This window comes from Massilia agilis (assembly GCF_024756255.1).
GTDB lineage: Bacteria > Pseudomonadota > Gammaproteobacteria > Burkholderiales > Burkholderiaceae_D > Telluria > Telluria agilis.
The window spans coordinates 661,728-684,384 of the sequence record NZ_JANUHB010000002.1 but is presented as its reverse complement, the minus strand read 5'-3'; the positions used below and the strand labels follow the sequence as shown (position 1 = coordinate 684,384).

Sequence of the window (22,657 nt, the reverse complement as noted above, 5' to 3'; positions counted from 1 at the left end):
CTTTGCGGTCAGCCCTCGCGGCCGCCGCGGCGGGCCGCCGCCGGGCGCGGGCCGCGGTTGCCGTTGCCGGAACGCTGGCCGTTGCCGCCGCTCGGGCGCTGGCCGTTGCCGGTGCGCTGGCCATTGCCGCCGCCAGCGGAACGCGCTTGCCCGCCGTTGCCGGCCGGCGCATGCGGCGCCGCCGCACGCGGTTGCTGCGCAGGCTGGCGCTGGCCGCCGCCGCCGTTGCGAGCGCCACCCGGACGCCCGCCGCGGTTCTGGTGGCCGCGGTCGCCGCTGCGCAGCTGGATCGGCTGGGCCTTGGCGTTCGGGTCCGGCTCGAAGCCGGGGATGACGTCGCGCGGCAGCGTCTGCTTGATCAGCTTTTCGATGTCCTTGAGCATCTGGTGCTCGTCCACGCACACCAGCGACACGGCCTGGCCGGTGGCGCCGGCGCGGCCGGTGCGGCCGATGCGGTGCACGTAGTCTTCCGGCACGTTCGGCAGGTCATAGTTGACCACGTGCGGCAGCTGGTCGATGTCGATGCCGCGCGCGGCGATGTCGGTGGCCACCAGCACCTGCAGCGAGCCGTCCTTGAACTCGGCCAGCGCCTTGGTGCGCGCCGACTGGCTCTTGTTGCCGTGGATCGCCATCGCGCCGATGCCGTCCTTGCCCAACTGTTCGACCAGCTTGTTGGCGCCGTGCTTGGTGCGGGTGAACACCAGCACCTGGTGCCAGTCGTGGGTCTTGATCAGGTGCGCCAGCATCGGGTGCTTCTTGTCGCGGTCCACCGGGTGGATCTTTTGCGAGATCACTTCCACGGTCGAGTTGCGGCGCGCCACCTCGATCATGGCCGGGTTGTTCAGCAGGCGGTCGGCCAGCGCCTTGATCTCGTCCGAGAACGTGGCCGAGAACAGCAGGTTCTGGCGCTTGGGCGGCAGCGCCGCCAGCACCTTGCGGATGTCGTGGATGAAGCCCATGTCGAGCATGCGGTCCGCTTCGTCCAGGATCAGGATCTCGATCTTGGACACGTCCACCGTGCCCTGGCCCATGTGGTCGAGCAGGCGGCCGGGCGTGGCCACCAGGATGTCCACGCCGTTTGCCAGCAGCTTGATCTGCGGGTTGATGCCGACGCCGCCGAAGATCACGGCGGAATTAAGGTTGGTGTACTTGCCGTACAGGCGCACGCTTTCCTCGACCTGGGCGGCCAGCTCGCGCGTGGGCGTGAGCACCAGCGCGCGGATCGGGCGCTTCGAGGTCTTGTTGCGCAGCGCCGCGCCGGCCGTGTCGGTGGACAGGCGTTGCAGCACGGGCAGGGTGAAGCCGGCGGTCTTGCCGGTGCCGGTCTGGGCGCCGGCCAGCAAATCGCCGCCGTTCAATACCGCAGGGATCGCCTGGGCCTGGATCGGGGTCGGCGTCGTGTAGCCTTGTTCGGCGACCGCGCGCAGGATAGCGTCGGACAAGCCGAGAGTAGAAAATGACATAGTGACTCGAAGGTTGAATCGGCCCGTCGCCGCAAGCGGCGCCAGTGCAGGCAAAGTCGGATTGTCAAAAGTGACCGGACGGCAGGTACTGGCTGCGCGCCGTCCGGCAGTGGCCGCACGGGCGGCCAGCGGGGATTATAATGTTAAAACGTTTCCTTGTGGAAATTTAAGTTCCCACGCAGAAAGCGTAAAATATCCAAGCTATGTATTTTACGCGAACGGCGCCATCAGCGTGACGAGTTGTGCGAAAACCTTCGGGCCGGCGGCAATAATGTCGCCTTTGTGCAGGTATTCCGACTCGCCGTTGAACTCGCCGACGATGCCGCCCGCCTCCGTGACCAACAGGGCGCCGGCGGCGATGTCCCACACCTTCAGGCCCTTCTCGAAATAACCATCGCTGCGGCCGGCGGCCACGTTGGCCAGTTCCAGCGCGGCCGAACCGGAAGCGCGGATGCCGTGGCAGCGCGGGTGCACGGTTTCGTACATGCGCAGGAACTCGGCCAGCGCGCGCGGCTCCGGGCCGTGGTTGGCGGCGATCAGCGCCTTGGCCAGGCGGTCCGGATTGCGCACGCGGATGCGCTTGTCGTTCAGGTAGGCGCCGGCGCCCTTGGTGGCGGTGAACAGGTCGTTGCGCACCGGGTCGTAGATCACGGCCTGGGTGATCACGCCTTTCTGCTGCAGCGCGATCGAGATGCAGTAGTTGGGATAGCCGTGGATGAAGTTGGTGGTGCCGTCGATCGGGTCGATGATCCAGGCGTATTCGCTCTCGTCGTTCAGGTTTTTCGACGGGCCGGACTCTTCGCCCAGGATGGCGTGGTCGGGATAGGCCTTGAGCAGGGTCTCGACGATGGCCTGTTCGGCCGCCTGGTCGATGTCGGTGACGAAGTTGTTGTGTTCTTTTTCGCTGACCGTGATGCGATCGAGGTCGAAGGACGCGCGATTGATGACGGTGGCGGCGCGGCGTGCGGCCTTGATGGCCGTGTTGAGCATTGGATGCATGGGCTTTCCGTAGAAAATAACGCGAACGCCCACCGCGCCAATGGCGCCGCGAACGGTCAGCTTGAAGATCGAATTATAAAGAGCAAAGCGCCACAGGACTGGTTACAATCGCGCACTTGTGTACTCGCGCATGTCCTTTTCGCGACGCGAAAGGCGCTATTTTAAATGAACCAGCAAAAAACGGACACCTCCTTGTTCAACCGGCTGCGCTTCGTGCTGGTCGAGACCAGCCGCGCCGGCAACATCGGCTCGGTGGCGCGGGCCATGAAAACGATGGGTTTTTCCGACCTGGTGCTGGTCACGCCGCGCTCTCCCGACCCCTTGCACGACCCCGAGGCGGTGGCCTTTGCCAGTGGCGCGCTCGACGTGCTGCAGGGCGCGCGCATCGTGGACAGCGTGGGCGCGGCGCTGGAGGGCTGCAATTTCGCCGCGGCCGTGTCGGCACGCCTGCGCGAGTTTTCGCCGCCCGTGTGGACGCCGCGCGCATTCGCCGGGCACGTGGCCGCGCAAGCCGAGCTGGCGCCGGCGCTCATCCTCGGCAACGAGCGCTTCGGGCTGCCCAACCAGGTGGTCGAGCAGTGCAACGTGCTGATCAACATTCCCGCCAATCCCGACTACTCGTCGCTGAACCTGTCGCAAGCGGCCCAGGTGCTGGCCTACGAGTGCCGCCAGGCCGCCTGCGGCGAGCCGGGCGGGCAGCTGCCGGTCGGCTTTCGCGGCGAGGCGGCCAGTGTCGCGCAAGTGGAGGGCATGTACGCGCACCTCGAGGAGGCGCTGGTGGCGATCGGCTTTCTCGAGGCCAGCAATCCCAAAAAGCTGATGCCGCGCATCAAGCGCCTGTTCGCGCGCACCGGGCTGGAGACCGAAGAGGTCAATATCCTGCGCGGCATTGCGCGGCAAATCCTGAAGCAGCCGAAGCAATAGGCGCTGGTTGAACGCGTGGGCAGGTCTCCTGCCCACGCGTTCAGCCGCCGGTGGCGTCACCCCAGCGCCAAAGTTTGCACAATTGTCAGCTTTCCCGTATAACTCTTCCAAAACTGCCGCTTTCGGCGGCGAAAAACAGAGATCGGGGAGCCGACCATGGAGACATCACGCAGGACTTTCCTGAAAGCCGGCGCGCTGGGTGCGCTTGCCCTTGCGGCAGGCGGCGGCATCTATCGCGCCACGCATCCGTCCGCGCCACAGCGTTTTGCGCTTGACGGCGAGGCGCGCGCCGCGCTGCACGCCATCATCCCGGCCATCCTGGACGGTGCCTTGCCCGGCGGCGCCGCGCGCGAAGCCGCGATTGCCGCCACCACAGAGCGCGTGCACCAGGCCATCCTCGGGCTGCCGCTCGCCACCCAAAAGGAAGTGCAGGACCTGTTCGGCCTGCTGGCGCTGGCGCCCGCGCGGCGCCTGTTGACCGGCATTGCCGGCGGCTGGGAACAGGCGACCGTGCCGCAGGTGGCCGGCTTCCTGCAGGACTGGCGCTTGCATCGCCTCGGCCTGTTGCGCTCTGCCTACCAGGCGCTGCACGACCTGGTGCTGGGCGGCTGGTACGCCGACCCGTCGAGCTGGGCGGCCATCGGCTACCCGGGCCCGATCAAGGAACTTGCATGAGGACGACATGACGATCAACAGCATTCCGGTAACGCCCACCAAAACCACCATTCCCGACCCGATCCAGGCCGGCATTGCGCGCGGCTGGAAAATCATCGACGGCGCAGCGCTCCTCTCCGACCAGGTCATCAACGCCGATGTGGTGGTGGTCGGCAGCGGCGCCGGCGGCGGCGTGACGGCCGAGATCCTGGCGCTGGCCGGCCTGAAAGTGGTGATCGTGGAGGAGGGCGCGCTCAAGTCGTCGAAGGACTTCAAGATGCGCGAGGCCGAGGCCTACCCTTCGCTGTACCAGGAATCGGCCGCGCGCAAGACCGCCGACAAGGCGATCAACATCCTGCAGGGACGCACGGTGGGCGGTTCGACCACGGTGAACTGGACCTCGAGCTTTCGCACGCCGCCCACCACGCTGGAGTACTGGCAGCGCCACTTCGGCCTGGCGGACTACAGTGTCGATGCGATGGCGCCGTGGTTCGAGATGATGGAAGCGCGCCTGAACGTGTCGGACTGGCAGGCCGCGCCCAACCAGAACAACGACGCGCTGCGCCGCGGCGCGGCCAAACTGGGCATCCCGACGGGCCTCATCCGCCGCAACGTGCGCGGCTGCTGGAACCTGGGCTACTGCGGCATGGGCTGCCCCACCAACGCCAAGCAATCGATGCTGGTGACGACCATTCCCTCGGCCCTGGACCATGGCGCCACGCTGGTCACGCGCGCCCGCGCCGAGCGGCTCGAGCTCAAGGGCGATCGTGCCGACGAGCTGCTGTGCGTGGCGCTCGACGCCACCGGTCTTTCACCCAACGGCCGCCTGCTGCGGCTGCGCGCAAAGCACTTCGTGGTCGCGGGCGGCGCCATCAACTCGCCGGCGCTCTTGATGCGATCCAGCGCGCCCGATCCGCACGGACTGCTCGGCAAACGCACCTTCCTGCATCCCACCCTGATCTCGGCCGGCATGTTCAACGAGCGCGTGGATGGCTATGCCGGCGCGCCGCAAACGGTGTACTCGGACCACTTCCTGCACACCCAGGCCATCGACGGCCCGATCGGCTACAAGCTCGAGGTGCCGCCGATGCATCCGCTGCTGCTGGGGTCCACCATGACCGGCTTTGGCCGCCAGCACGCGGCGATGATGCTGCGCTTCCCGCACATGCAGGGCATGCTGGCGCTGCTGCGCGACGGCTTTCACGATGCGTCGCGCGGGGGCGAGGTGGCGCTGCGCGACGGCGCGCCGGTGCTGGATTACCCGATCAGCGACTTCCTGTGGGACGGCACGCGCCGCGCGCTGCTCACCATGGCCGAGATCCAGTTCGCGGCCGGGGCGGCGGTGGTGCAGCCGGCCCATGAAATGGCGCAGCCCTATCGCAACTGGAGCGAGGCGAAGCTGGCGATCGCCAACCTGGCATACCGCCCGCAAGTAGCCAAGGTGGCGTCGGCCCACGTGATGGGCGGCTGCGGCATGGCCGGCGACGACCGCCTGGGCGTGACCGCGCCGGACGGGCGCTACCGCTACCTGGCCAACGTCTCGGTGCACGACGGTTCACTGTTCCCGACCTCGATCGGCGCCAATCCGCAGCTGTCGATCTATGGCATCACCGCGCGCCTGGCGAGCGGCCTGGCGCATTCGCTGACGGGAAAGCCGGCGCCACGCGTGACGGCATGAGGCGATGAGCACGCGCACGCTGCTGCAGCTGCTGCTGGTAGTGCAGGCGGCGGCCCTGGTGGCGATCGCGTTCGCGCTGCATCGGTGGCTGGGGGCGGCGCCGTGGCTGGCGGCGCTGGCGGGCCTGGCCTGCGTGGTCGTGGTGCGGCTGGCGATCAGCGCCAACAACTTTGCGATGGCGGCGCGCTACGCCAGCCCGGCCCCGGCGTGCTTCGCGCTCGGGCCGCTCGCGCGGTTGCGCCTGTTCGCCGAGGAGTTTGGCGCCAGCATGCTGGCCTCGTCCTGGTTCATGGCGCGCGGCAGCGCCGCCACCCGCATTTATCCCGATTCGTGCAACGCCCCGGTGCTGCTGCTGCACGGCTACGTGGCCAACAGCGGCTACTGGGCCAGGCTCACGCCGCTGCTCGATGCGGCCCGCATCAGCCACGCGACGGTGGACCTGGAGCCGATGATCGGCGACATCGACGGCTACGTGCCGGCGGTCGAGAAAGCGGCGCAGGCGCTGCTGGCGGCGACCGGCAGCGACAAGCTGGTGGTGGTGGCGCACAGCATGGGCGGGCTGGTGGCCCGTGCCTGGCTGCGCCGCCATGGCACGGCCCGTGTCGCGCGCGTGATCACGCTGGGCACGCCGCACCACGGCACCAGCCTGGCGCGCTTCGGCCTGGGCGCGAATGCGGCGCAGATGCGCCGCACGGCCGACGCTGATGCGCCCGAAAGCGCATGGCTGCGCGCGCTCGCGGCCAGCGAAAGCGCGGCCACGCGCGCGCTGATCACCTCGATCTACAGCTACCACGACAACATCGTCTCGCCACAAACCTCGAGCCGGCTGCCGGGCGCGCGCAACATCGAATTCGGCGGCATGGGCCACGTTGCGCTGGGCAGCAACCCGCGCGTGCTGGCCGAAGTGATGCGCGAGATCGGCGCCGTGCCCGCCCGGGCGTGACCGCGCCGCGCCCGCATGGTAAAGTGGAAAAGTAACAGACACGCATCGCTCCTGGAGTTGTTTTGGCCGCACGCATTTTGATTATCGCCGCCGATCCCGGCACCGCTTCCGAGATCGCCGGCCTGCTTTCCGCGCATGGCCATGTTCCCCTCGTTCCCGGCAGCGCCGGGCTGCTCGGGCAGCCCGACCTGGCGCTGTGCCTGCTGCCGCAGGGCGCGGACCCGAGCCGCATGCTGGCCGGCCTGCGTTCCGGCGCGGCGCCGTACGGCGTGCCGGTGCTGGCGCTATGTTCGCTCGCGCAGGAAGGCGACAGCGAACGCCTGGTCGCCGCCGGGTTCGACGGCTACCTCGGCCTGCCGCTCGAGCCGGCCAGCTTCGCCGCCGAAGTCGAGGCCTTCCTGCCGCCGCAGTCGAGCGAGCCGCCCACCCTGCTGGTGGTGGACGACGACGTGTTCATGGTCGAGATCCTGGCCGAGTTCCTGGGCCAGGACGGGTACCGCATCCTGACCGCGCACTCGGGCACGGACGCGCTGGCGCTGCTGGAGCGCGAAGCGGTGCACGTGATCGTGTGCGACCAGTGGATGCCGGGCATGAGCGGCACCGAGTTCCTGGCGCAGGCGCATGCGCGCTACCCGCACACGGTGCGCCTGATCCTGTCGGCCCAGCGCGAATCGGCGGACATCGGCCAGGCTGTGGGAGCCGGCATCGTGGATGCCTTCCACACCAAGCCGTGGACCGGTGCGGCGCTGCGCGAAGGAATCCGCGAGGCGTTCCGGACGCAGCGCGAGCGCTCCGGGCGCCGGCGCCAGCTGCCGCCCGGCCCCTGAACAATGATATCCTTGGTGATGAACCGTCCAATCGCCCCGTCCATGCTACAGAAAGCCCCCCGCCGAACGCGCGAACGCATCCTCGAGTTGTCGCTGCGGCTGTTTAACGACTTTGGCGAACCGAACATCACCACCACGGTCATCGCGGAGGAGATGGGCATCTCGCCGGGCAACCTGTACTACCACTTCCGCAACAAGGACGACATCGTCAATTCGATCTTCGCCCAGTTCGAGGCCGAGATCGTGCGCCTGCTGTCGGTGCCGGCGGTGCGGCGCTCGAACCCGGAGGACGTGTGGGCCTACCTGCACCAGATGTTCGAGCTGATCTGGCGCTACCGCTTCTTCTACCGCGACCTGAACGACCTGTTGTCGCGCAACCGCACGCTCGAACTGCAGTTCAAGGCCATCCTCGACCACAAGCACAAGCTCGCGCGCCAGCTGTGCGAGGACCTGCGCAGCGACGGCTCGCTCGAGGCCACCGACGCCGAGATCGGCGCGATGGCGACCAACATGGTGGTGGTGGCGACCTACTGGCTGTCTTACGAATACGTGCGCAACCCGCGCAAGTACGGCGAGCAGCAGTCGGTGGCCGATGCGCTCGCGCGCGGCTGCTACCAGGTCATCTCGATGGCCGGGCCCTACCTGCGCGGCGAGCGGCGCGAGCGCTTTCGCAAGATGTCCGACGAGCACCTGCGCAAACTGGCGCCGCAGGACCCGCGCCCCCATCAACCCTGATGCAAGAACAAGCAATGAAATCGATCGCAGTCTATTGCGGCGCCTCGCTCGGCGCCAAGCCGGTGTATGCCGATGCCGCCCGCGAGCTGGCGCGCGCGCTGGTGGAGCACAACATCGGCCTGGTGTACGGCGGCGGCAAGGTCGGCCTGATGGGCGCGATCGCCGACGAAGTGCTGCGCCTGGGCGGCGAGGCCACCGGCGTGATCCCGCGCGCGCTGCTCGAACGCGAGGTCGGCCACACGGGCCTGACGCGCCAGTTCGTGGTCAAGGACATGCACGAGCGTAAAGCGATGATGTCCGAACTGGCCGACGGCTTCATCGCCATGCCGGGCGGGATGGGCACGCTGGAAGAGCTGTTCGAGATGGTGACCTGGTGGCAGCTGGGCATCCACTCGAAGCCGATCGGCCTGCTCAACACGGAAGGCTTCTGGGATGGGCTGGTGCAGTTCGTGCGCCACCAGCACGACGAAGGCTTCGTGCGCCAGCAGCACCTCGAGGTGATGATGGTGGACGCCGACTCGCACAGCCTGGTCGGCCGGCTGCGCGCGGCGGCGGTGCCGTCCACGCCGCTGTTCAAGACGCCGTAGGGTGGGCTCTCGAGCCCACGCGTGATACGCGCCACGTGACTGCCGCGTGGGCACGAATGCCTACGCAGCCACCACCCGGTTGCGCCCCTCGGCCTTGGCTCGGTAGAGCGCCTTGTCGGCGCGGTTGATGGTGTCGGCAAACGGCTCGCCGCCTGCGCGCGCGGTGACGCCGGCCGAGAAGCTGAGCGCACAGTCCAGCTCCAGCCCCGGCACCTCCAGCGCCACCACCTTTGCCGCGATGCGCGCCAGCACCTGCTGCGCTTCGGGCAGGTCGGCGTTGGGCAGCATCAGCAGGAACTCCTCGCCACCCCAGCGCGCCAGCATGTCCGACCCGCGCAGCGCGCCCTGGGCCGCCTGCGCAAACGCGCGCAGCACCGCGTCGCCGTGCGCGTGCCCGAAGCGGTCGTTGATGGTCTTGAAGAAGTCGATGTCGAGCAGCGCGATGCAGGCGGCGTGGCCGTGCGCCTGGCGCCGTTCCTCGGCCGCCAGCACCTCGTTCATGTGGCGCCGGTTCGCCAGCGAGGTCAGCTCGTCGACGGTGGCCAGGGTGCGGATGGTCGCCACCGCGGCCAGCAGGTCTTCCTTCTGGCGCTTCAAGCGCGCGCGCAGCTTGTTCATTTCGCCAGTCAGGAGCGTGATCGCGAACAGGCCCGCGCTGGCAAAGCCGAAGGTCAGGCCCTCGACCAGCGGCGGGTAATGCGCGGGATCGTGCGCGGCGTGCCACCACATGGTCGCGCCCATCGCGGCGATGCCGGCCGCCGACAGCAGCAAGGTCTGGCGCGGCCGCATGGCGAAGGTGCAGAAGGCAACCACCACCAGCAGCATGATGAGCGACGCTTCGCGCAGCGGGCCGGCAATGGTATAGACCCACATGTTGCAGCTGATCGCGAACAGCCCCTGCAGCACCGCCAGCGTGCGCGGCGCGATCCCGAGCACGGCGGAAAAGCGCACCAGGGCCATGAACACCAGCACGCCGGTGAAGCTGTAGCTGGTGAGAGCGTACGCGCCGGCACGGTCGACCAGGCCGAAGTCGGTGGCCACCAGGATCAGTGCGGTGCAGACCCCGTACAGCACGCCGGTGGCCGCCCAGTACGCGACCATGCGGCGCAGCTTCGGGTCCGGCCCCAGCAGCACGGTGGCCAGCGCGTCCTTGCGCGTCATGCCGCCACCTCGGCCGGCACAAACTGCTGCGCCGTGGCCAGCAGCTCGGCGATGCGCGCCGGCGGCACTGGACGGCTGAACAGGTAGCCCTGCATCTCGTCGCAGTCGTTCGCGCGCAGGAAGGCGCACTGTTCTTCAGTCTCGACGCCTTCCGCGATCACGCGCAGGTGCAGCTTGTGGCCGAGCGAGATGACCGCCATGGCGATCGCCTGGTCGTCCGGGTTGGCGGCCAGTTCGCTGACGAAGGACTTGTCGATCTTGAGCCGGCTGATGGGGAAGGACTTGAGCGCGGACAGGCTCGAATAGCCGGTGCCGAAGTCGTCGATCGACAGCGACACCCCCATCGCCTCCAGGTCGCGCATCTTGGCCACCGACTGCGCCAGGTCGCGCATGATCAGGCTTTCCGTGACCTCCAGCTCCAGCGCGTCGGGCGGCAGGCCGCTGTCGCGCAGCGCGGCGGCCACCCGCGCGACCAGGCGCCGTTCCTCGAACTGGCGCGGCGACACGTTGACCGACACGGTGATCGGGGGCAGGCCGCACGCGCGCCATGCCTGGTTCTGGCGGCACGCGGTGCGCAGCGCCCATTCGCCCAGCTCGACGATCATGCCGCTTTCCTCGGCCAGGCCGATGAAGCGCTGCGGCGAGACCGGCCCGTGTTCCGGGTGGTGCCAGCGCAGCAGCGCCTCGACCCCGAACACGCGGCCGGTCTTCAGGTCCACCTTGGGCTGGTAGCACAGGGACAGGCCGCCGTCCGGCGCGCCGGCCAGCGTCGCTTCGAGCGACTGGCGCAGCCCGTCCAGCAGGACCAGGTTTTCCTCGCCGCTGGCGTTCATCTCGCGGGCGTAGAACTGGTAGTTGTTGCGGCCGCCGTCCTTGGCGCGGTACATGGCGGCGTCCGCGTTCATCAACAGGGTGTTGGCGTCCAGGCCGTCGCGCGGGTACATCACCACGCCCATGCTGCAGCTCACCTGCACCGACTGGCCTGCCACCTGCACCGGCGCGTGCACCGCCTGACGCAGCTTTTCCAGCAGCGGCGCGAGCGACTGCGCCCGTGCGGCCACGCCCGGCAGCAGCAGCACGAATTCGTCGCCGCCGAAGCGCGCCAGCGTGTCGCTGCGGCGCAGGCAGGCGCGCATGCGCTTGCCCACCACCTTGAGCAGCTCGTCGCCGGCGTTGTGGCCAAGGCCATCGTTGATTAGCTTGAAGCCGTCCAGGTCCACGAACACCAGCGCAAGCGACAAGCCCTTGTGCGCGGCCTGCGCGATGTTCTGTTCCAGCCGCAGGCGCAGCAGGGTGCGGTTGGGCAGGCCGGTCAGGTCGTCGTGGTGCGCCATGTGCACGATGCGTTCCTCGGCCTGCTTGCGCTCGGTGATGTCGCGCACGATCGCCACCACGCCGCCCTCCACCGGCACCACCTGGCGGTGCAGCCAGCGCCCGCGCATCGGGTACACCTGCGCATGCCATTCGGCCTGGTCCACCCCGCCTTCGAGCGCCACCTTCGCCGCGGCGTCGAAGATGCCGTTGCGCCGGTAGGACGGCAGCATCTCGCACATCAGCATGCCGCGCATCGCTTCCTTGGGCAGCCCGGCCATCTCTTCGGCGCGGCTGTTGGTGGCCTCGATCGCGAAATCGGCCACGGTGCCGTCCGCGGCCCACACGGTGCGCAGCACGAAGAACGCATCCACGCTCGCCTCCGAGGCGGCGGCGTAGGTCTCCTGGGCGCGCCGCTCGCGCCGGCGTGCCCGCGCGACCTGCCACGACCACGCGCTCACCAGGGTGACCACCAGGAGCAGCACCGCCGTGCCGATGCCGGCCCCGGCCAGCCAGGCGCTGCGCTGGCGCGCGAAGCCGGCCATCTGCTCGTCGGCATCGAGCCCGACGATGGCGCTCAGGCCGTAGCCGTGCAGGCGCCGCACGCCCAGAAAGCGCGTCAGCCCGTCGGGAGTGGTGGGGGCAAGGCTGACCTGGCCGTCGGGCAGGCGCGCCAGGTCGATCCGCTGTCCCCAGCTGGTCTGCTCGCCCACGCGCAGTGCGCGCACCACGCCGTCGGCGCCGACCAGTCCCAGCAGGCCACGCTCGCCTTCGCGCCCGTGCTCGTAGGCGCTGGTGAAGTAGCCCGGGTCCACTTCGACGATGGCCACGCCTGCAAAGTGCCCGCTGGCGTCGTTGATGCGGCGCGTGAAGTGAAGGTGCGGCTCGGCCTTGGTGCGGTCCGTGAGCGTCTGGCTCACGTACGGCACGCCGCCGTCGGCCGCGCGGTGCACCAGGAAGTAGGTCTCGCGCGAGACGTCCAGCGGCCGGGCGGGGGGATTGCTGGCCACCACCAGCCCGTCGCGGTTCGCCACCGCCACGGTGAACAGCACCGACGGCGGCAGCAGGGACTGGCGGCGCAGCGTGGCCAACGCGCCGCTGGCCCCGTCCTGTTCGACCGCGTATTTGAGCAGCTTGAGCGTCTGGTCGATGCCGGCCAGGCTGCGCGCCATCTGCGCCTCGTAGGTATCGACCAGTTCGCGTGTGTCGTCCCGCGCCGCCTGGCGCGCATCGCGCTGTTCCTTGTCGATGAAGTGAAATGCCGTGGTCCACAGCGCCGCCACCAGCACCACCGCGAACAGCGGCAGCGCGACATAGGTCTCGAGCACCAGCGACAGCCGGCGCGCCAGGCGCGCGCGCGGCGGCGCGGCCGGCGGGCCGGACACGATTGCGCTTCTTCGCGGTGCGGGCAAGCGTGCGTTCATGCGTGAGCCGTTCAGTGCAGCAGCAGCACCGGGCGCACGCTCGGATCGAGCGCGTCGCGGTCGATGTAGCCGATCAGCGCCGGATTGTCCGCCACCGCCTTGCGTACCGCGATGCTGTCGGGCGCGTCGCGCGGCGGCTGGCCGCGGCCGGTGAACACCATCTTGGACCAGTAGGCCTTGAGCATCGCTTCGGTCTTGCCGGACACGCGCTGGTAGAACTGTTCGCGCAGCGCCGATCCCACCGGCTGGTCGAGCGCATGGGCTTCGGCGCCGTCGGGAAAGCGCGCCGACTGCCCGAGGAAGATCGCGGCCACCTGGTCCGGGCGCAATGCCGGGCTCGCGTTGTGCGCCGAGACCACGACCACGAGCTCGCCGGCGGCACTGGCGCCAGCGGCAAGCAAGAGGACAATCCCGGCAAACAGGCGATGGTGCAGGCGCATGGCAGGTCCTAGAACACGAAGTCGAGCGCCAGGCTCGCTACCTGCAATGGGCGGCCCGGGACGAAGCCGGGCTGGGTATTGATCAGCGTGCCGCGCGAGCCGTCGCGCGGGGTGACACGGTCGAGCTGCGCCTTGAGCGCGACGCCCCGGCGCGCATCCCAGCGCACGCCCAGCGACACGCTCGATTGCGACGGGATCGTCTGCAGCAGCGCGTTCAGGCCGACGTTCAGGTTGACGGCAGTGGACAGGCTCGCCGCGGCCAGGCCGGCCACCGGCAGGCCCGGGTCCGACGTCGGGGTGTCGGCGCGCACCCGCGCAACGCTGGCATACGGGGTGAGGGCGCCGCGGCGCAGGCCGCCGGTGGCGTACATGCTGGTGGTCGTGCCGAGGAAGGACTCGGTGTGCGTGTGGCCGGCCTCGCCCATGATGAACCAGTGGCCCGGATCCCAGGCCAGCCCCAGGCTGGTGAGGGCGGCGCGCTTGTGATCGACCTCGTAGCGCCCGGCCAGCGCGTCGCCGGCGATGCCGAAGGCGCCGAGCGCGTCGAACAGGCCGCGCCCGATGTCCAGGGTCAGGTCGGCGGTGAGGGCGGACAGGCGCGCAGTCAGCGGCCCGCGCTCGACAGTCTGCGAGAAGCCGGACAGGCGGCGCACCTTCACGTGGGTGGTGCTCGTCAGGCCCATGTCGGTGCGGCCGAAGAAGGCTTGCGTGGTGTTGCGGATTTCGCCGAGCGGGTAGCGCCAGGTCAGGTCCACCCCGTCGCTGCTGGGCAGCGGCAGCGAGCCATAGACCTCGACCGGCGGGCGCACCCAGGTGTAGGCGTAGCCGACCTTGCGGTAGTCGGCGGCCAGGAACGCGGGCAGGGCGATGCGTCCGGCGCGCAGCGCCAGTTCCGGCGTCACCTGGAATTGGATGTTGGCCCATTCGATGCGCGGCCGGTAGCGGCGGTCCAGCCGCTGCTCGCTCACCACCTGCACCACGCCCGACCAGCGCTGCCCCAGCTGCACGTCGGCCTGCGCGCCCAGGCGGCTGTCCACGTCCGGGCTCCACGCGCGCGTGAAGCCGGCGCCGCTGGCCTTCATCGACGAGTTGGTGTAATCGGCCTCGCGCTCGGTCGAGTGCACATAGCCCAGCGTGCCGAAACCGGACAGCACCAGGCCGGGGGCGTCGGCATCCCCGGCCAGCGCGCCTGCGGACAGCGCCATGCCAAATGCAAATGCCGCGGCACGCATGCCGAGGCGCGAATCTGATTGGAGGAACATCGTCGTGTCGGGTTGGGCGCACCAGTATGCATACGTTGTTTTTGGTGCAAGACGCGAATGTATCGAAGCGTAACGTTCTTGTCGACAAATTTACGACAAATAATTACATTTCGATTAATTTCTGTTGCGAAATATTAACGCTGTGCAACCCATAGTGCCGGACCGCCATGGTCGAGCAGGGTGAGGTACAGCCGCAGGTCGAATTCGAACTGGTGGTAGTGGGGTTCCATGGCGCAGCACAGTTGGTAGAACGCCTTGTCGTGCTGCTTTTCCTTCAGGTGCGCCAGCTCGTGCACGGTGATCATGCGCAGGAACTCGGGCGGCCCTTCGCGAAACACGGTGGCGATGCGGATTTCGTGCTTGGCCTTGAGCTTGCTGCCCTGCACGCGCGAGATTGCGGTATGCAGGCCGAGCGCATGCCGGATCACCTGGATCTTGCTGTCGAACGCCACCTTGGACACCGGTTCGGCGTTGCGCAGGTGCCGCTCCCTGAGCTCCTGCACGTACTGGTACAGCGCCTTGTCGCTGCGCACCTCATGCGCCTGCGGATAGCGCCGTCGCAGCACGTCGGCCAGGCGGCCCTCGGCCAGCAGCTGCGCGGCCTGTGCGCGCAGCGTTCCCGGGTAGGCGGTGAGGTAGGGAAGGGAAGACATCGGGCGCGCACTGTAGCACACCCGGACAAAAAAGGGCCGCCGCCCGCTGGCGCGGCCCGTGAAAATGAGGTTGCTAAGGGAATGAAAGAAATGGGTCTGGCGATTGGTGCACGTAAAAACGCGGCCTATTCTTTGTCGCCGCCCTGGCGCGACCCCTTGGCGGCGGCCGCCTGCGCGGCCCGGTGTGCCGATTGCCGGCTTTCGCCGCCCTTGCGGCCGATATCGGCCATGTGGGCGCGGTTGCGGCTGACTGCCTCGCCGCCTTTTTGGCCCGCACGCCGCGCTTCTTCGGAATCGAATTCGTGCGCCGTGCCTTTTTGGTGGGCGGCCTGGCCGCCTTTGCTGGCGATTTCGCGTTGCTGTGCCTGGTCCATCGCCGCGAAACCACGCTTGGCTGGCCCCTGGCTGCTGCCGGCCCCGCCTTTCTGCGCGCTGCCGCCCGAGCTGCCCGCGGCCTTGCCGCCTTCCTTACTTGTCGCCATGTCGATCTCCTTGATTGCCCATTCGGTGTCAGGTGAAAGCCGCGAGCGCGGCGTGACGCGCTCGTGGGTTTAGAGAGAGCGGTTTTTCAATAGTTCCACCTAGTCGGGCGGGCGCTGGGCGCGGCGCGCGCCCTCGTGCGGTTCCATCGCGTCGATCGTGCCGGCGGGCGAGGACAGGTCTTCTTCCAGCTCCGCGCGGCGCGCCGCGAGCTGCTCGCCAAGCCGCTCGAAGTCGATGCCGGCGCGGCGTGCGGCGTCGAACATCTCGCCTTCCTCCTTGTCCATGTGGTGCCCGACTTCTTCGCCCAGCACCGCCACCGTGGCGTCGAAATGGTCGTCGCCGGGGTACATCACCTCGAGCTGGCTGATCAGCTCGCGCGCGCCGGCGTGCTCGACGTCGGCCTCGTCCATCAGGTCGTCGTCGGCGATCGCCGAGCGCAGCACCGGGTAGAAGATTTCTTCCTCGATCATGGTGTGCAAGGTGAGCTCGTAGCAGATCTCGTCCACCAGTTCGGCCTTGCGTTCGTCCTCGTCGTCCAGCCCCTTGAGGCTGTCGAACTCGCCGAACAGGGTGCGCACGCGCTGGTGCTCGCCGCGCAGCAGGTCGAGCGCCAGCGTGCCGGCCTTGTGTTTGCCGTGTGCGGTCATGGCAGGCCCCGCCGCGTCAGGTGGGGTTGTGGGCCGCGCCCACGTCGGCCGCGTTGGCCGCGTTGGCGGCGGCGTTGCGCACCATTTCGTCGGCCATGGCGCTGGCCTGGCGGCTGGCTTCGGGAATGTGGGTTTCCGCCGTGCGCGAGAAGTCGGCCTGGGCGCCGGACAGCACGCCCATCAGCTGGCGCTGGTAGCTGCGCAGGTGCTCGGTGGCCGGCTGCAGCTGGTTGATGGCGGTGGAGGTGACCTGGAACGGGTCGGAGCAGTTCATCAGCTCGCGCCCGAAGTTCATTGTGTCCTCGACGAACTGCTGGGTGAAGCGCATGTTCAGTTCGCTGACCTTGCGCACCGAGTCGTAGGTGCGGTGCGACAGCTCGGTCAGGAAATTGACCTGGGTTTCGAGCTGGGAGCGCAAGGCCGGGTTGTTGGTGAGAGATGCTGGCTGCATGTTTTCCTCTGTCTAGTGTTTGGACCGCCGTATCGTGTTTGGACCGCCGCTGGCGGGTGTGCGCGCTGAAAACGAGTCCAATAGACGCTGTTTGCCGCGCCAAGTTCGCGCAATCGCACGGCCACCCGGTTTGGCTCAAGGCCAGCGGGACGGCAGGCATGGCGGCAGGGGACGTGGCGTGCGACAATAGCGGGCTGCGCCACTCATACGAATCGTTTTCAATGGCCCTCAAAGCAACCATCTACAAGGCGGACCTGCAGATCGCGGACATGGACCGCAACTACTACCAGGACCACACCCTCACCATCGCGCGCCACCCGTCCGAGACCGACGAGCGGGTGATGATCCGCGTGCTGGCCTTCGCGCTGCACGCGAGCGAGGGGCTGGTTTTCACCAAGGGCCTGTTCGATACCGACGAGCCAGACCTGTGGGAAAAGGACCTGACCGGGGCGCTCAAGACCTGGATCGAGGTCGGCCAGCCGGACGACAAGCGCATCATGAAGGCGTCGGCGCGCGCCGACCGGGTGTTCGTGTACAGCTACAGCACCGCCAGCCAGGTGTGGTTCAGGGGCCTGTCGGGCAAGCTCGGGCGCGCCCATAACGTCACGGTCGTCAACGTGCCGGCCGAGGCCAGCCAGGCCCTGGAAAAGCTGGCCAAGCGCGGCATGCAGCTGCAGGTGACGGTACAGGACGGCCAGGTGTGGATCACCGATGGCGCCGACACCGTGCTCATCGAGCGCGAGTACTGGCACGGCGCCCCGTAAAGCGCGGCTATAATCGACGCGATCACTTACAAGGGGAAGCCCATGAGGAAGACACTTCTAGCACTGGCCGCCGGCGTGCTGTACTCGAGCGCGGCGCTGGCCCAGGTATCGGTCAGCGATGCGTGGATCCGCGCCACCGTGCCGCAGCAGAAAAGCGCGGGCGCGTTCATGCGCGTGCGCTCGGCTGCGCCGGCAAAGCTGGTGGCGGTGCGTACGCCGCTGGCCGCCAACGCCGAGCTGCACGAAATGCAGATGCAGGGCCAGACCATGCGGATGCACGCGGTGGAATCGCTGGCGCTGCCGGCCGGGCAGGATGTGGTGCTGGGACCCGGCGGTTACCACGTGATGCTGTTCGGGCTGAAGCAGCAGCTCAAGGAAGGCGACAGCGTGCCGCTGACGCTGGTGGTGGAAGGCGCCGCCAACAAGCGCCAGGAAGTGCAGGTATCGGTGGCGGTCAAGCCGATCGCCTACCAGCCGCCGAAGTAAGGCAGGCGGGATTTGCCCGTGTAGGGTGGGCGGGTCTCCCGCCCACGCGTTCAGGCGGCGTTAGCCTGGACTGAACGCGTGGGCAGACAAGCTGCCCACCCTACCGGGTTTTCATTTTTCAGCGCGGCGCCGGACCGGCGCGGCGCACGTCCGACGAGCCCACCACGGTGCGGGTGACGCGCGGATCGCCGTAGTAGTTCACGTCGCCGGAGCCGGCCAGTTTCGCCGACAGCGTGTTGAGCGCCCACACGGTGGTGGTGCCCGAACCGGCGCCCTGCACCTTGACGTCGCCCGCCTTGACCTTGCCCAGGTCGACGTCGCCCGACCCGGCCAGCTTGACTTCCAGGCGGCCGGCCGTGCCGCCGGCGGCGGACAGGTCGCCGCTGCCAGCCACGTGCACCTCGACCTCGTCGGCCTGCACCGAGCGCGCCTTGATCGAGCCCGAGCCGCCCAGCGACATCTCCAGCTTGCGGGCGCGCAGGTCGTCCGCATTGATCGAACCCGAGCCGCCCAGCTTGAGCTGGTCGATCTCGCGCGCGTTGACGGTGATGTGCAGCGTGTGCGGGCGCAGCTGCATGTTGTCGTGCACCGGGCGGATCTTCAGCGTGCCGTTTTCGACCACCGTTTCGATCAGCGGCAGCAGGTTGTCGTCGGCCTCGATGCTCACGCCTTCAGCCGTGCCGGTGTGCAGCTCGACGTCGCCCGGCACGGACAGCGCCAGACCCGTGAAGTGCGCCACCTGGCGCGCCTGCTTGCTGACGTGGCCGCTGCCCTTGACGGTCTCGTGGCCAAAGCCAAAGCCGAAGGCGAAGGCGGGCGCCGCGAGGGCGAGGGTGCTGGCGGCAAGCAGGAGCTGGCGGCGGGTGAAAGCGTGGTTCATGGTCGGGTTCTCCAGGTGTTGTTATTGATGCTGCAATCGTAAGCTTGCGCGGGCCCAGGCGGCGGCATTTTGCGACGAACTGCAGCCGGCAAGGACCAGGCTGCATGGGGCCGGGACGAACGGGTCTTCAGAAGCTGCTACCCATCGCGGCCTCCACTTCCCCCAGGCAGGCGTGCGACAGCCGGAACGTCTCTTCGGGCGAATCGAGCGCCAGCTGCTGGCGCTCGACCGCCGCCAGCTCGGCCTTGATGAAGGGGCGCAGCCAGTTGTCCACGTCGCTCTCCAGTCTGGCCAGGCCAGTGCCGGGCGCGCCGTACAGCGGCCGGCCCGCGTAGCGCTGCTCGAGTGCCTCGCGCACGTGGCGCTCGAGCACCGGCAGGTTGTCGCGGTACACCTGCACGTGGCGCATCTCGTGTTCATAGACGGTGCGGTAGGCGCACGACTGCTGGTGGAATTCGCGCGCCACGAACACACGCAGCGGCTCGTACGCCAGGTCCACGTAGATGCGCGGGGCGACGCATTCGCGCCGGTGCGCCGCGTCGAGCATGGACGGGCCATCGATGCCGATCTCGGTGCGGTGCGTCCCGGAGGTCATCCCCATGGTCAGCTGGGCGGCGGCGCCGTAGCTGACCTTGGTGTTGAGCACGCGGCTGGACAGCGAGGTGGACAGGTCGAACTTCGCTTCCCGCGCGCGCACCTCGAACACCGGCTTCATTTCGCGTTCGCAGCGCGCGATGAAGTCATCCGCGGCATGGGCGGCGCAGGGCAGCGCCAGGGTGCAGGCAAGGGCAAGGCGGCGCATGATCGCCTCCTAAGGAATAACAATGTAAATATGCTGCCACCGAGCTGGGCATTTTGCAAAGGTTTGCACGCACCGCGCCGGTGCATCGTACAATCCGCGCTTTGTCCCGCTGTTGCTCAAGAGGTGTTGTGTGAACGTGATGTTGTTTTTGATGGCCCTGTGCGTGGGCGTGGCGATCTCGGTGCAGGCGGCCGTCAACGGCCAGCTGGCGCTCGGCCTGGGCGCCGATTCGGTGCTGGCCGCGCTGGTGTCGTTCTCGGTCGGCACAGTCGCGCTGGCGCTGCTGGTCGTACTGCGCGGCGGCGCGCCCGGCACGCTGGCGCTGATGGCCGGCCAGCCGCTGTGGAAGTACGCCGGCGGCCTGCTGGGCGCCAGCTTCGTGTTCGGCAGCGTGTACCTGGCGCCGCGCATTGGCCTGCTGAACCTGGTGGTGCTGGTGATCGCTGCCCAGCTGCTCACCTCGATGGCGATCGACCAGTTCGGCCTGATCCACATGGCCGTGCGCAGGGTGTCGGGCGTGCGCATGTTCGGCGCGCTGGTGATGGTGGCGGGCGTGGCGACCGTGCTGTTTGGCGACCGCGTCGTTGCCGCCATGTCACGCTGAACATTTTTCTTTCAAGAGTGCAACTTCCGGCGTGGCTGGTTTTATAATTGGCCCATTGCAGACCACGCCGGCAGCGCCAATGGAATACCACCAGTCCTCGCAGATTCCCACTCTCTCGTACATCGAGAACGAAGACCATCCGGTGTTCGGCACCCTGGTCGAGCAGATCCTGCACTTGCTGAACTCGCGGCTGGTGTTCTCTGACATCATCATCCACCAGAACAGCCCGCTGATGCTGCGCCAGCCGAAGGGGCTGGTGGCGGTGACCGACTCGCCCATCACGCGCGAGGAGCTGGAGGAATTCTTCGAGGTGATCGAGCCCAACTGGGCCGAGCGGATCGAGGAGCGCGCGTTCGACCGCTCGATCGACCTGCATACCGCGCGCATCCGCGCCAACTGCTTCAGCTTCCAGGGCAAGAAGCGGCTGGGCTGCGTGATCCGGCGCTTTCCCAAGGAGCCGCTGGCGCTGGCCGAACTGGACCTGCACGCGGACGAGCAGGAGTTCGCGCGCCTGACCAACGGCCTGGTGCTGATCATCGGCGACACCTGCCAGGGCAAGTCCACCACCATCGCCTCGATGGTCGACGAGATCAACAAGTGCCGCTCGGGCCACATCATCACCATCGAGGACCCGGTGGAGACCCTGATCCCCCAGCGCAAGTGCATCGTCACCCAGCGCGAGGTGGGCGTGGACGGCGACGTGGGCAGCTACTACCTGGGTGCGTTGGACGCGCTGCGCGAGCGCCCGGACGTGATCGTGATCGGCGAGATCCGCGATGCGCAGACCGCGCAGGAGGCGCTGGCGCTGGCCGAATCGGGGCCGCTGGTGCTGGCCTCGCTGCACGCGCGCTCGACCGAGCTTGGCTTGCAAAAGATGATGCGCCTGCTCGGCAACGACGAAGCGCAGACCCAGGCACTGGCGCACGCGCTGCGCGGCGTGCTGTGCCAGGCGCTGCTGCCGTCCCTGGAAGGCAACCGCTACCACCTGGCCACCGAGTGCCTGACCCTCGAGCCGGCCGTGGCGCGCATGCTCGAAGGCGGCGACCTGGGCGCGATCCGCGAGCACCTGAACGCCGGACGCGTCCCGCAAAGCCACACCATGAATTCGGCGCTGGAGCGGCTGCTGTCCGCGCACAAGGTCAGCGTCGAGGCCGCGCGCGCGGCCACCACCGACCGCATCGGCTTTGCCGAGATGGTCTGATCAGTCCAGCGGCACCGTGCGGTAGCGGTTCACGTCCTGCGCGGTCACCGCGCTGGCCCGGTTGCCCCAGCTCGCGCGCAGGTAGGTGACCACCTGCGCCACTTCCGCGTCGCCCAGCACCGGGCCGAAGGGCGGCATGCCGTACGGGCGCGGATTGCCCGCGGTGCCGGGCGCGAAACCACCATTGAGCACCACGCGGATCGCGTTGACCGGCTCGCGCATGGTCAGCGCGCGGTTGCCCGCCAGCGGCGGGTAGGCCGGCGCCTTGCCGCGGCCGTCGGCGCCGTGGCAGTCGGCGCAGTGGTGCTCGTACAGCAGCTTGCCGGCCTGGATGGTGCGTTCGGCCTCCGGTCCCACCGGCGCTTCGGCCGCCGGCGTGGCGGGCGAGGCGGGCAGCGACTTCAGGTAGAGGGCCATCGCGCGCGCGTCGTCGCTGGACAGGTGCTGCAGGCTGCGCGCCACCACCTCGGCCATTGGCCCGAACACGGTGGCGCGCGGCGACACGCCCGTTTGCAGCAGCTGCACGATGTGGTCCACCTCCCAGCTGCCAAGACCGGCTTCGCTGTCCGCCGTGAGCGAGGGCGCGTACCAGCCCAGTTGCGGGATCAGTCCACCCGAGAGTCCCTGTTCGCTCGCACCCAGGCTGTTGCGGCTGCTGTGGCAGGCGTTGCAGTGGCCCAGGCCCTGCACCAGGTAGGCGCCGCGGTTCCAGCTGGCGTCCTGTTTGGCGTCCGGCTGGTACACGCCCGGTTTGAAATACAGCAGTCGCCAGGCGGCCAGTGCCCATTGCTGGTTGTAGGGAAAGCGCAGCGCGTGCGCCGCGCTGGCCTGGCGCACCGGCGCCACGCTGCGCAGGAAGGCGTACAGCGCATCGCTGTCGGCGCGCGTGATCTTGGTGTAGTTCGCGTACGGGAAGGCCGGGTAGAGCAGGCGGCCGTCCTTCGAGGTGCCGTTGTGCAGGGCACCCCAGAAATCGTCCGCGCTCCAGGTGCCGATGCCGGTGGCGGCGTCCGGCGTGATGTTGGGCGCGGCCACGCGGCCGAATGGCGTGTCGAGGAAGCGGCCGCCGGCGAACGGGGCGCCGCCGCGCGCGGTGTGGCAGGCCATGCAGTCGCCGGCGCGCGCCAGGTATGCGCCGCGGGCGATGTTCTGCGGTGTCGGCGCATAGGCGGCCGGTGAGCTGGCGGGGACGTGTTCCGCGCGCGGCCAGGCGGCAATGGCGGTGGCGGCCAAGAGGCCCGCCGCGAGGATGATCGGGTAGAGGACAGTCTTCTTCAT

At 68.5% G+C, this 22,657-nt stretch carries 24 protein-coding genes; 11 read left to right on the top strand and 13 right to left on the bottom strand.

Annotated elements, in window-relative coordinates; translation table 11 throughout:
• Positions 1-8 precede the first annotated feature (8 nt).
• A complete protein-coding gene (locus NX774_RS10035; protein WP_258822032.1) occupies positions 9-1,463 on the bottom strand; it encodes a DEAD/DEAH box helicase in 1,455 nt (484 codons plus the stop codon).
• A 210-nt stretch (positions 1,464-1,673) separates the two neighbouring features.
• The gene (locus NX774_RS10030) at positions 1,674-2,453 is read right to left on the bottom strand and encodes an inositol monophosphatase family protein (protein WP_258822737.1); all 780 of its coding nucleotides are present in this window, start codon (positions 2,451-2,453) and stop codon (positions 1,674-1,676) included.
• A 174-nt stretch (positions 2,454-2,627) separates the two neighbouring features.
• Between NX774_RS10030 and NX774_RS10025 the strand changes: the two genes are divergently transcribed.
• The 7 genes from NX774_RS10025 to NX774_RS09995 all read left to right on the top strand — a co-directional run bounded on the left by NX774_RS10025 (position 2,628) and on the right by NX774_RS09995 (position 8,810).
• Positions 2,628-3,386 (top strand): RNA methyltransferase, encoded by a 759-nt coding sequence (locus NX774_RS10025; RefSeq protein ID WP_258822031.1) that lies wholly within the window; start codon positions 2,628-2,630, stop codon positions 3,384-3,386.
• Between the two features lie 156 nt (positions 3,387-3,542).
• Positions 3,543-4,061, top strand: coding sequence for a twin-arginine translocation signal domain-containing protein (locus NX774_RS10020; RefSeq protein ID WP_258822030.1), 519 nt, complete (start codon positions 3,543-3,545; stop codon positions 4,059-4,061).
• Positions 4,062-4,068: 7 nt separating this feature from the next.
• Positions 4,069-5,718: a GMC family oxidoreductase gene (locus NX774_RS10015; protein ID WP_258822029.1), complete on the top strand. Its 1,650-nt coding sequence runs from the start codon at positions 4,069-4,071 to the stop codon at positions 5,716-5,718.
• 4 nt (positions 5,719-5,722) lie between these two features.
• Complete coding sequence (locus tag NX774_RS10010) at positions 5,723-6,661, top strand: esterase/lipase family protein (RefSeq protein WP_258822028.1); 939 nt, start codon at positions 5,723-5,725, stop codon at positions 6,659-6,661.
• Positions 6,662-6,723: 62 nt separating this feature from the next.
• On the top strand, positions 6,724-7,488 hold the full coding sequence (locus NX774_RS10005) for a response regulator (RefSeq protein WP_258822027.1): 765 nt from the start codon (positions 6,724-6,726) through the stop codon (positions 7,486-7,488).
• Positions 7,489-7,530: 42 nt separating this feature from the next.
• Positions 7,531-8,223: a TetR/AcrR family transcriptional regulator gene (locus NX774_RS10000; RefSeq protein WP_258822026.1), complete on the top strand. Its 693-nt coding sequence runs from the start codon at positions 7,531-7,533 to the stop codon at positions 8,221-8,223.
• Between the two features lie 14 nt (positions 8,224-8,237).
• Entirely contained in the window at positions 8,238-8,810 is a 573-nt protein-coding gene (locus NX774_RS09995; RefSeq protein ID WP_258822025.1) for an LOG family protein, read from the top strand.
• 60 nt (positions 8,811-8,870) lie between these two features.
• Here NX774_RS09995 and NX774_RS09990 read toward each other — a convergent pair whose 3' ends face one another.
• From NX774_RS09990 to NX774_RS09955, 8 genes are all read right to left on the bottom strand, one after another.
• Positions 8,871-9,971, bottom strand: a complete 1,101-nt coding sequence (locus NX774_RS09990) for a diguanylate cyclase (RefSeq protein ID WP_258822024.1) — start codon at positions 9,969-9,971, stop codon at positions 8,871-8,873.
• Entirely contained in the window at positions 9,968-12,706 is a 2,739-nt protein-coding gene (locus tag NX774_RS09985) for a bifunctional diguanylate cyclase/phosphodiesterase (RefSeq protein ID WP_258822023.1), read from the bottom strand. Before NX774_RS09985 ends, NX774_RS09990 begins: the two co-directional genes overlap by 4 nt.
• Before the next feature lie 11 nt (positions 12,707-12,717).
• Positions 12,718-13,146, bottom strand: a complete 429-nt coding sequence (locus NX774_RS09980; RefSeq protein ID WP_258822022.1) for a type 2 periplasmic-binding domain-containing protein — start codon at positions 13,144-13,146, stop codon at positions 12,718-12,720.
• An 8-nt stretch (positions 13,147-13,154) separates the two neighbouring features.
• Entirely contained in the window at positions 13,155-14,408 is a 1,254-nt protein-coding gene (locus tag NX774_RS09975) for a hypothetical protein (protein ID WP_258822021.1), read from the bottom strand.
• A gap of 134 nt (positions 14,409-14,542) precedes the next feature.
• A complete protein-coding gene (locus tag NX774_RS09970) occupies positions 14,543-15,061 on the bottom strand; it encodes a YgjP-like metallopeptidase domain-containing protein (protein WP_258822020.1) in 519 nt (172 codons plus the stop codon).
• Positions 15,062-15,186: 125 nt separating this feature from the next.
• Positions 15,187-15,543, bottom strand: a complete 357-nt coding sequence (locus NX774_RS09965) for a KGG domain-containing protein (RefSeq protein WP_258822019.1) — start codon at positions 15,541-15,543, stop codon at positions 15,187-15,189.
• A 99-nt stretch (positions 15,544-15,642) separates the two neighbouring features.
• On the bottom strand, positions 15,643-16,191 hold the full coding sequence (locus NX774_RS09960; protein WP_258822018.1) for a hemerythrin domain-containing protein: 549 nt from the start codon (positions 16,189-16,191) through the stop codon (positions 15,643-15,645).
• Between the two features lie 16 nt (positions 16,192-16,207).
• On the bottom strand, positions 16,208-16,642 hold the full coding sequence (locus NX774_RS09955; RefSeq protein ID WP_258822017.1) for a phasin family protein: 435 nt from the start codon (positions 16,640-16,642) through the stop codon (positions 16,208-16,210).
• A 221-nt stretch (positions 16,643-16,863) separates the two neighbouring features.
• Between NX774_RS09955 and NX774_RS09950 the strand changes: the two genes are divergently transcribed.
• Entirely contained in the window at positions 16,864-17,406 is a 543-nt protein-coding gene (locus tag NX774_RS09950) for a YaeQ family protein (RefSeq protein WP_258822016.1), read from the top strand.
• Between the two features lie 42 nt (positions 17,407-17,448).
• Positions 17,449-17,892 (top strand): copper chaperone PCu(A)C, encoded by a 444-nt coding sequence (locus NX774_RS09945; RefSeq protein ID WP_258822015.1) that lies wholly within the window; start codon positions 17,449-17,451, stop codon positions 17,890-17,892.
• Between the two features lie 118 nt (positions 17,893-18,010).
• Here NX774_RS09945 and NX774_RS09940 read toward each other — a convergent pair whose 3' ends face one another.
• A complete protein-coding gene (locus NX774_RS09940) occupies positions 18,011-18,772 on the bottom strand; it encodes a head GIN domain-containing protein (protein ID WP_258822014.1) in 762 nt (253 codons plus the stop codon).
• 127 nt (positions 18,773-18,899) lie between these two features.
• Positions 18,900-19,574, bottom strand: coding sequence for a hypothetical protein (locus NX774_RS09935; protein WP_258822013.1), 675 nt, complete (start codon positions 19,572-19,574; stop codon positions 18,900-18,902).
• A 139-nt stretch (positions 19,575-19,713) separates the two neighbouring features.
• Here NX774_RS09935 and NX774_RS09930 point away from each other — a divergent pair, with 139 nt between their 5' ends.
• Both NX774_RS09930 and NX774_RS09925 read left to right on the top strand, forming a co-directional pair.
• Positions 19,714-20,178, top strand: coding sequence for a DMT family transporter (locus NX774_RS09930; RefSeq protein WP_258822736.1), 465 nt, complete (start codon positions 19,714-19,716; stop codon positions 20,176-20,178).
• A 79-nt stretch (positions 20,179-20,257) separates the two neighbouring features.
• Positions 20,258-21,379, top strand: a complete 1,122-nt coding sequence (locus NX774_RS09925; protein WP_258822012.1) for a type IV pilus twitching motility protein PilT — start codon at positions 20,258-20,260, stop codon at positions 21,377-21,379.
• Here NX774_RS09925 and NX774_RS09920 read toward each other — a convergent pair whose 3' ends face one another.
• Positions 21,380-22,657 carry a c-type cytochrome gene (locus tag NX774_RS09920; protein WP_258822011.1) on the bottom strand — a complete coding sequence of 426 codons (1,278 nt, stop codon included), beginning with the start codon at positions 22,655-22,657 and terminating at the stop codon, positions 21,380-21,382.

What these genes read in the sequence shown, in the direction of transcription:
- NX774_RS09965 (WP_258822019.1), bottom strand. Translation starts at nt 15,543, where the DNA reads ATGGCGACAAGTAAGGAAGGCGGCAAGGCCGCGGGCAGCTCGGGCGGC.
- NX774_RS09930 (WP_258822736.1), top strand. Translation starts at nt 19,714, where the DNA reads ATGTTGTTTTTGATGGCCCTGTGCGTGGGCGTGGCGATCTCGGTGCAG.
- NX774_RS09970 (WP_258822020.1), bottom strand. Translation starts at nt 15,061, where the DNA reads ATGTCTTCCCTTCCCTACCTCACCGCCTACCCGGGAACGCTGCGCGCA.
- NX774_RS09950 (WP_258822016.1), top strand. Translation starts at nt 16,864, where the DNA reads ATGGCCCTCAAAGCAACCATCTACAAGGCGGACCTGCAGATCGCGGAC.
- NX774_RS10035 (WP_258822032.1), bottom strand. Translation starts at nt 1,463, where the DNA reads ATGTCATTTTCTACTCTCGGCTTGTCCGACGCTATCCTGCGCGCGGTC.
- NX774_RS09925 (WP_258822012.1), top strand. Translation starts at nt 20,258, where the DNA reads ATGGAATACCACCAGTCCTCGCAGATTCCCACTCTCTCGTACATCGAG.
- NX774_RS10000 (WP_258822026.1), top strand. Translation starts at nt 7,531, where the DNA reads ATGCTACAGAAAGCCCCCCGCCGAACGCGCGAACGCATCCTCGAGTTG.
- NX774_RS10025 (WP_258822031.1), top strand. Translation starts at nt 2,628, where the DNA reads ATGAACCAGCAAAAAACGGACACCTCCTTGTTCAACCGGCTGCGCTTC.
- NX774_RS10030 (WP_258822737.1), bottom strand. Translation starts at nt 2,453, where the DNA reads ATGCTCAACACGGCCATCAAGGCCGCACGCCGCGCCGCCACCGTCATC.
- NX774_RS09920 (WP_258822011.1), bottom strand. Translation starts at nt 22,657, where the DNA reads ATGAAGAAGACTGTCCTCTACCCGATCATCCTCGCGGCGGGCCTCTTG.
- NX774_RS09995 (WP_258822025.1), top strand. Translation starts at nt 8,238, where the DNA reads ATGAAATCGATCGCAGTCTATTGCGGCGCCTCGCTCGGCGCCAAGCCG.
- NX774_RS10015 (WP_258822029.1), top strand. Translation starts at nt 4,069, where the DNA reads ATGACGATCAACAGCATTCCGGTAACGCCCACCAAAACCACCATTCCC.
- NX774_RS09990 (WP_258822024.1), bottom strand. Translation starts at nt 9,971, where the DNA reads ATGACGCGCAAGGACGCGCTGGCCACCGTGCTGCTGGGGCCGGACCCG.
- NX774_RS09945 (WP_258822015.1), top strand. Translation starts at nt 17,449, where the DNA reads ATGAGGAAGACACTTCTAGCACTGGCCGCCGGCGTGCTGTACTCGAGC.
- NX774_RS09985 (WP_258822023.1), bottom strand. Translation starts at nt 12,706, where the DNA reads ATGAACGCACGCTTGCCCGCACCGCGAAGAAGCGCAATCGTGTCCGGC.
- NX774_RS09940 (WP_258822014.1), bottom strand. Translation starts at nt 18,772, where the DNA reads ATGAACCACGCTTTCACCCGCCGCCAGCTCCTGCTTGCCGCCAGCACC.
- NX774_RS09935 (WP_258822013.1), bottom strand. Translation starts at nt 19,574, where the DNA reads ATGCGCCGCCTTGCCCTTGCCTGCACCCTGGCGCTGCCCTGCGCCGCC.
- NX774_RS10010 (WP_258822028.1), top strand. Translation starts at nt 5,723, where the DNA reads ATGAGCACGCGCACGCTGCTGCAGCTGCTGCTGGTAGTGCAGGCGGCG.
- NX774_RS09980 (WP_258822022.1), bottom strand. Translation starts at nt 13,146, where the DNA reads ATGCGCCTGCACCATCGCCTGTTTGCCGGGATTGTCCTCTTGCTTGCC.
- NX774_RS09960 (WP_258822018.1), bottom strand. Translation starts at nt 16,191, where the DNA reads ATGACCGCACACGGCAAACACAAGGCCGGCACGCTGGCGCTCGACCTG.
- NX774_RS09955 (WP_258822017.1), bottom strand. Translation starts at nt 16,642, where the DNA reads ATGCAGCCAGCATCTCTCACCAACAACCCGGCCTTGCGCTCCCAGCTC.
- NX774_RS09975 (WP_258822021.1), bottom strand. Translation starts at nt 14,408, where the DNA reads ATGTTCCTCCAATCAGATTCGCGCCTCGGCATGCGTGCCGCGGCATTT.
- NX774_RS10020 (WP_258822030.1), top strand. Translation starts at nt 3,543, where the DNA reads ATGGAGACATCACGCAGGACTTTCCTGAAAGCCGGCGCGCTGGGTGCG.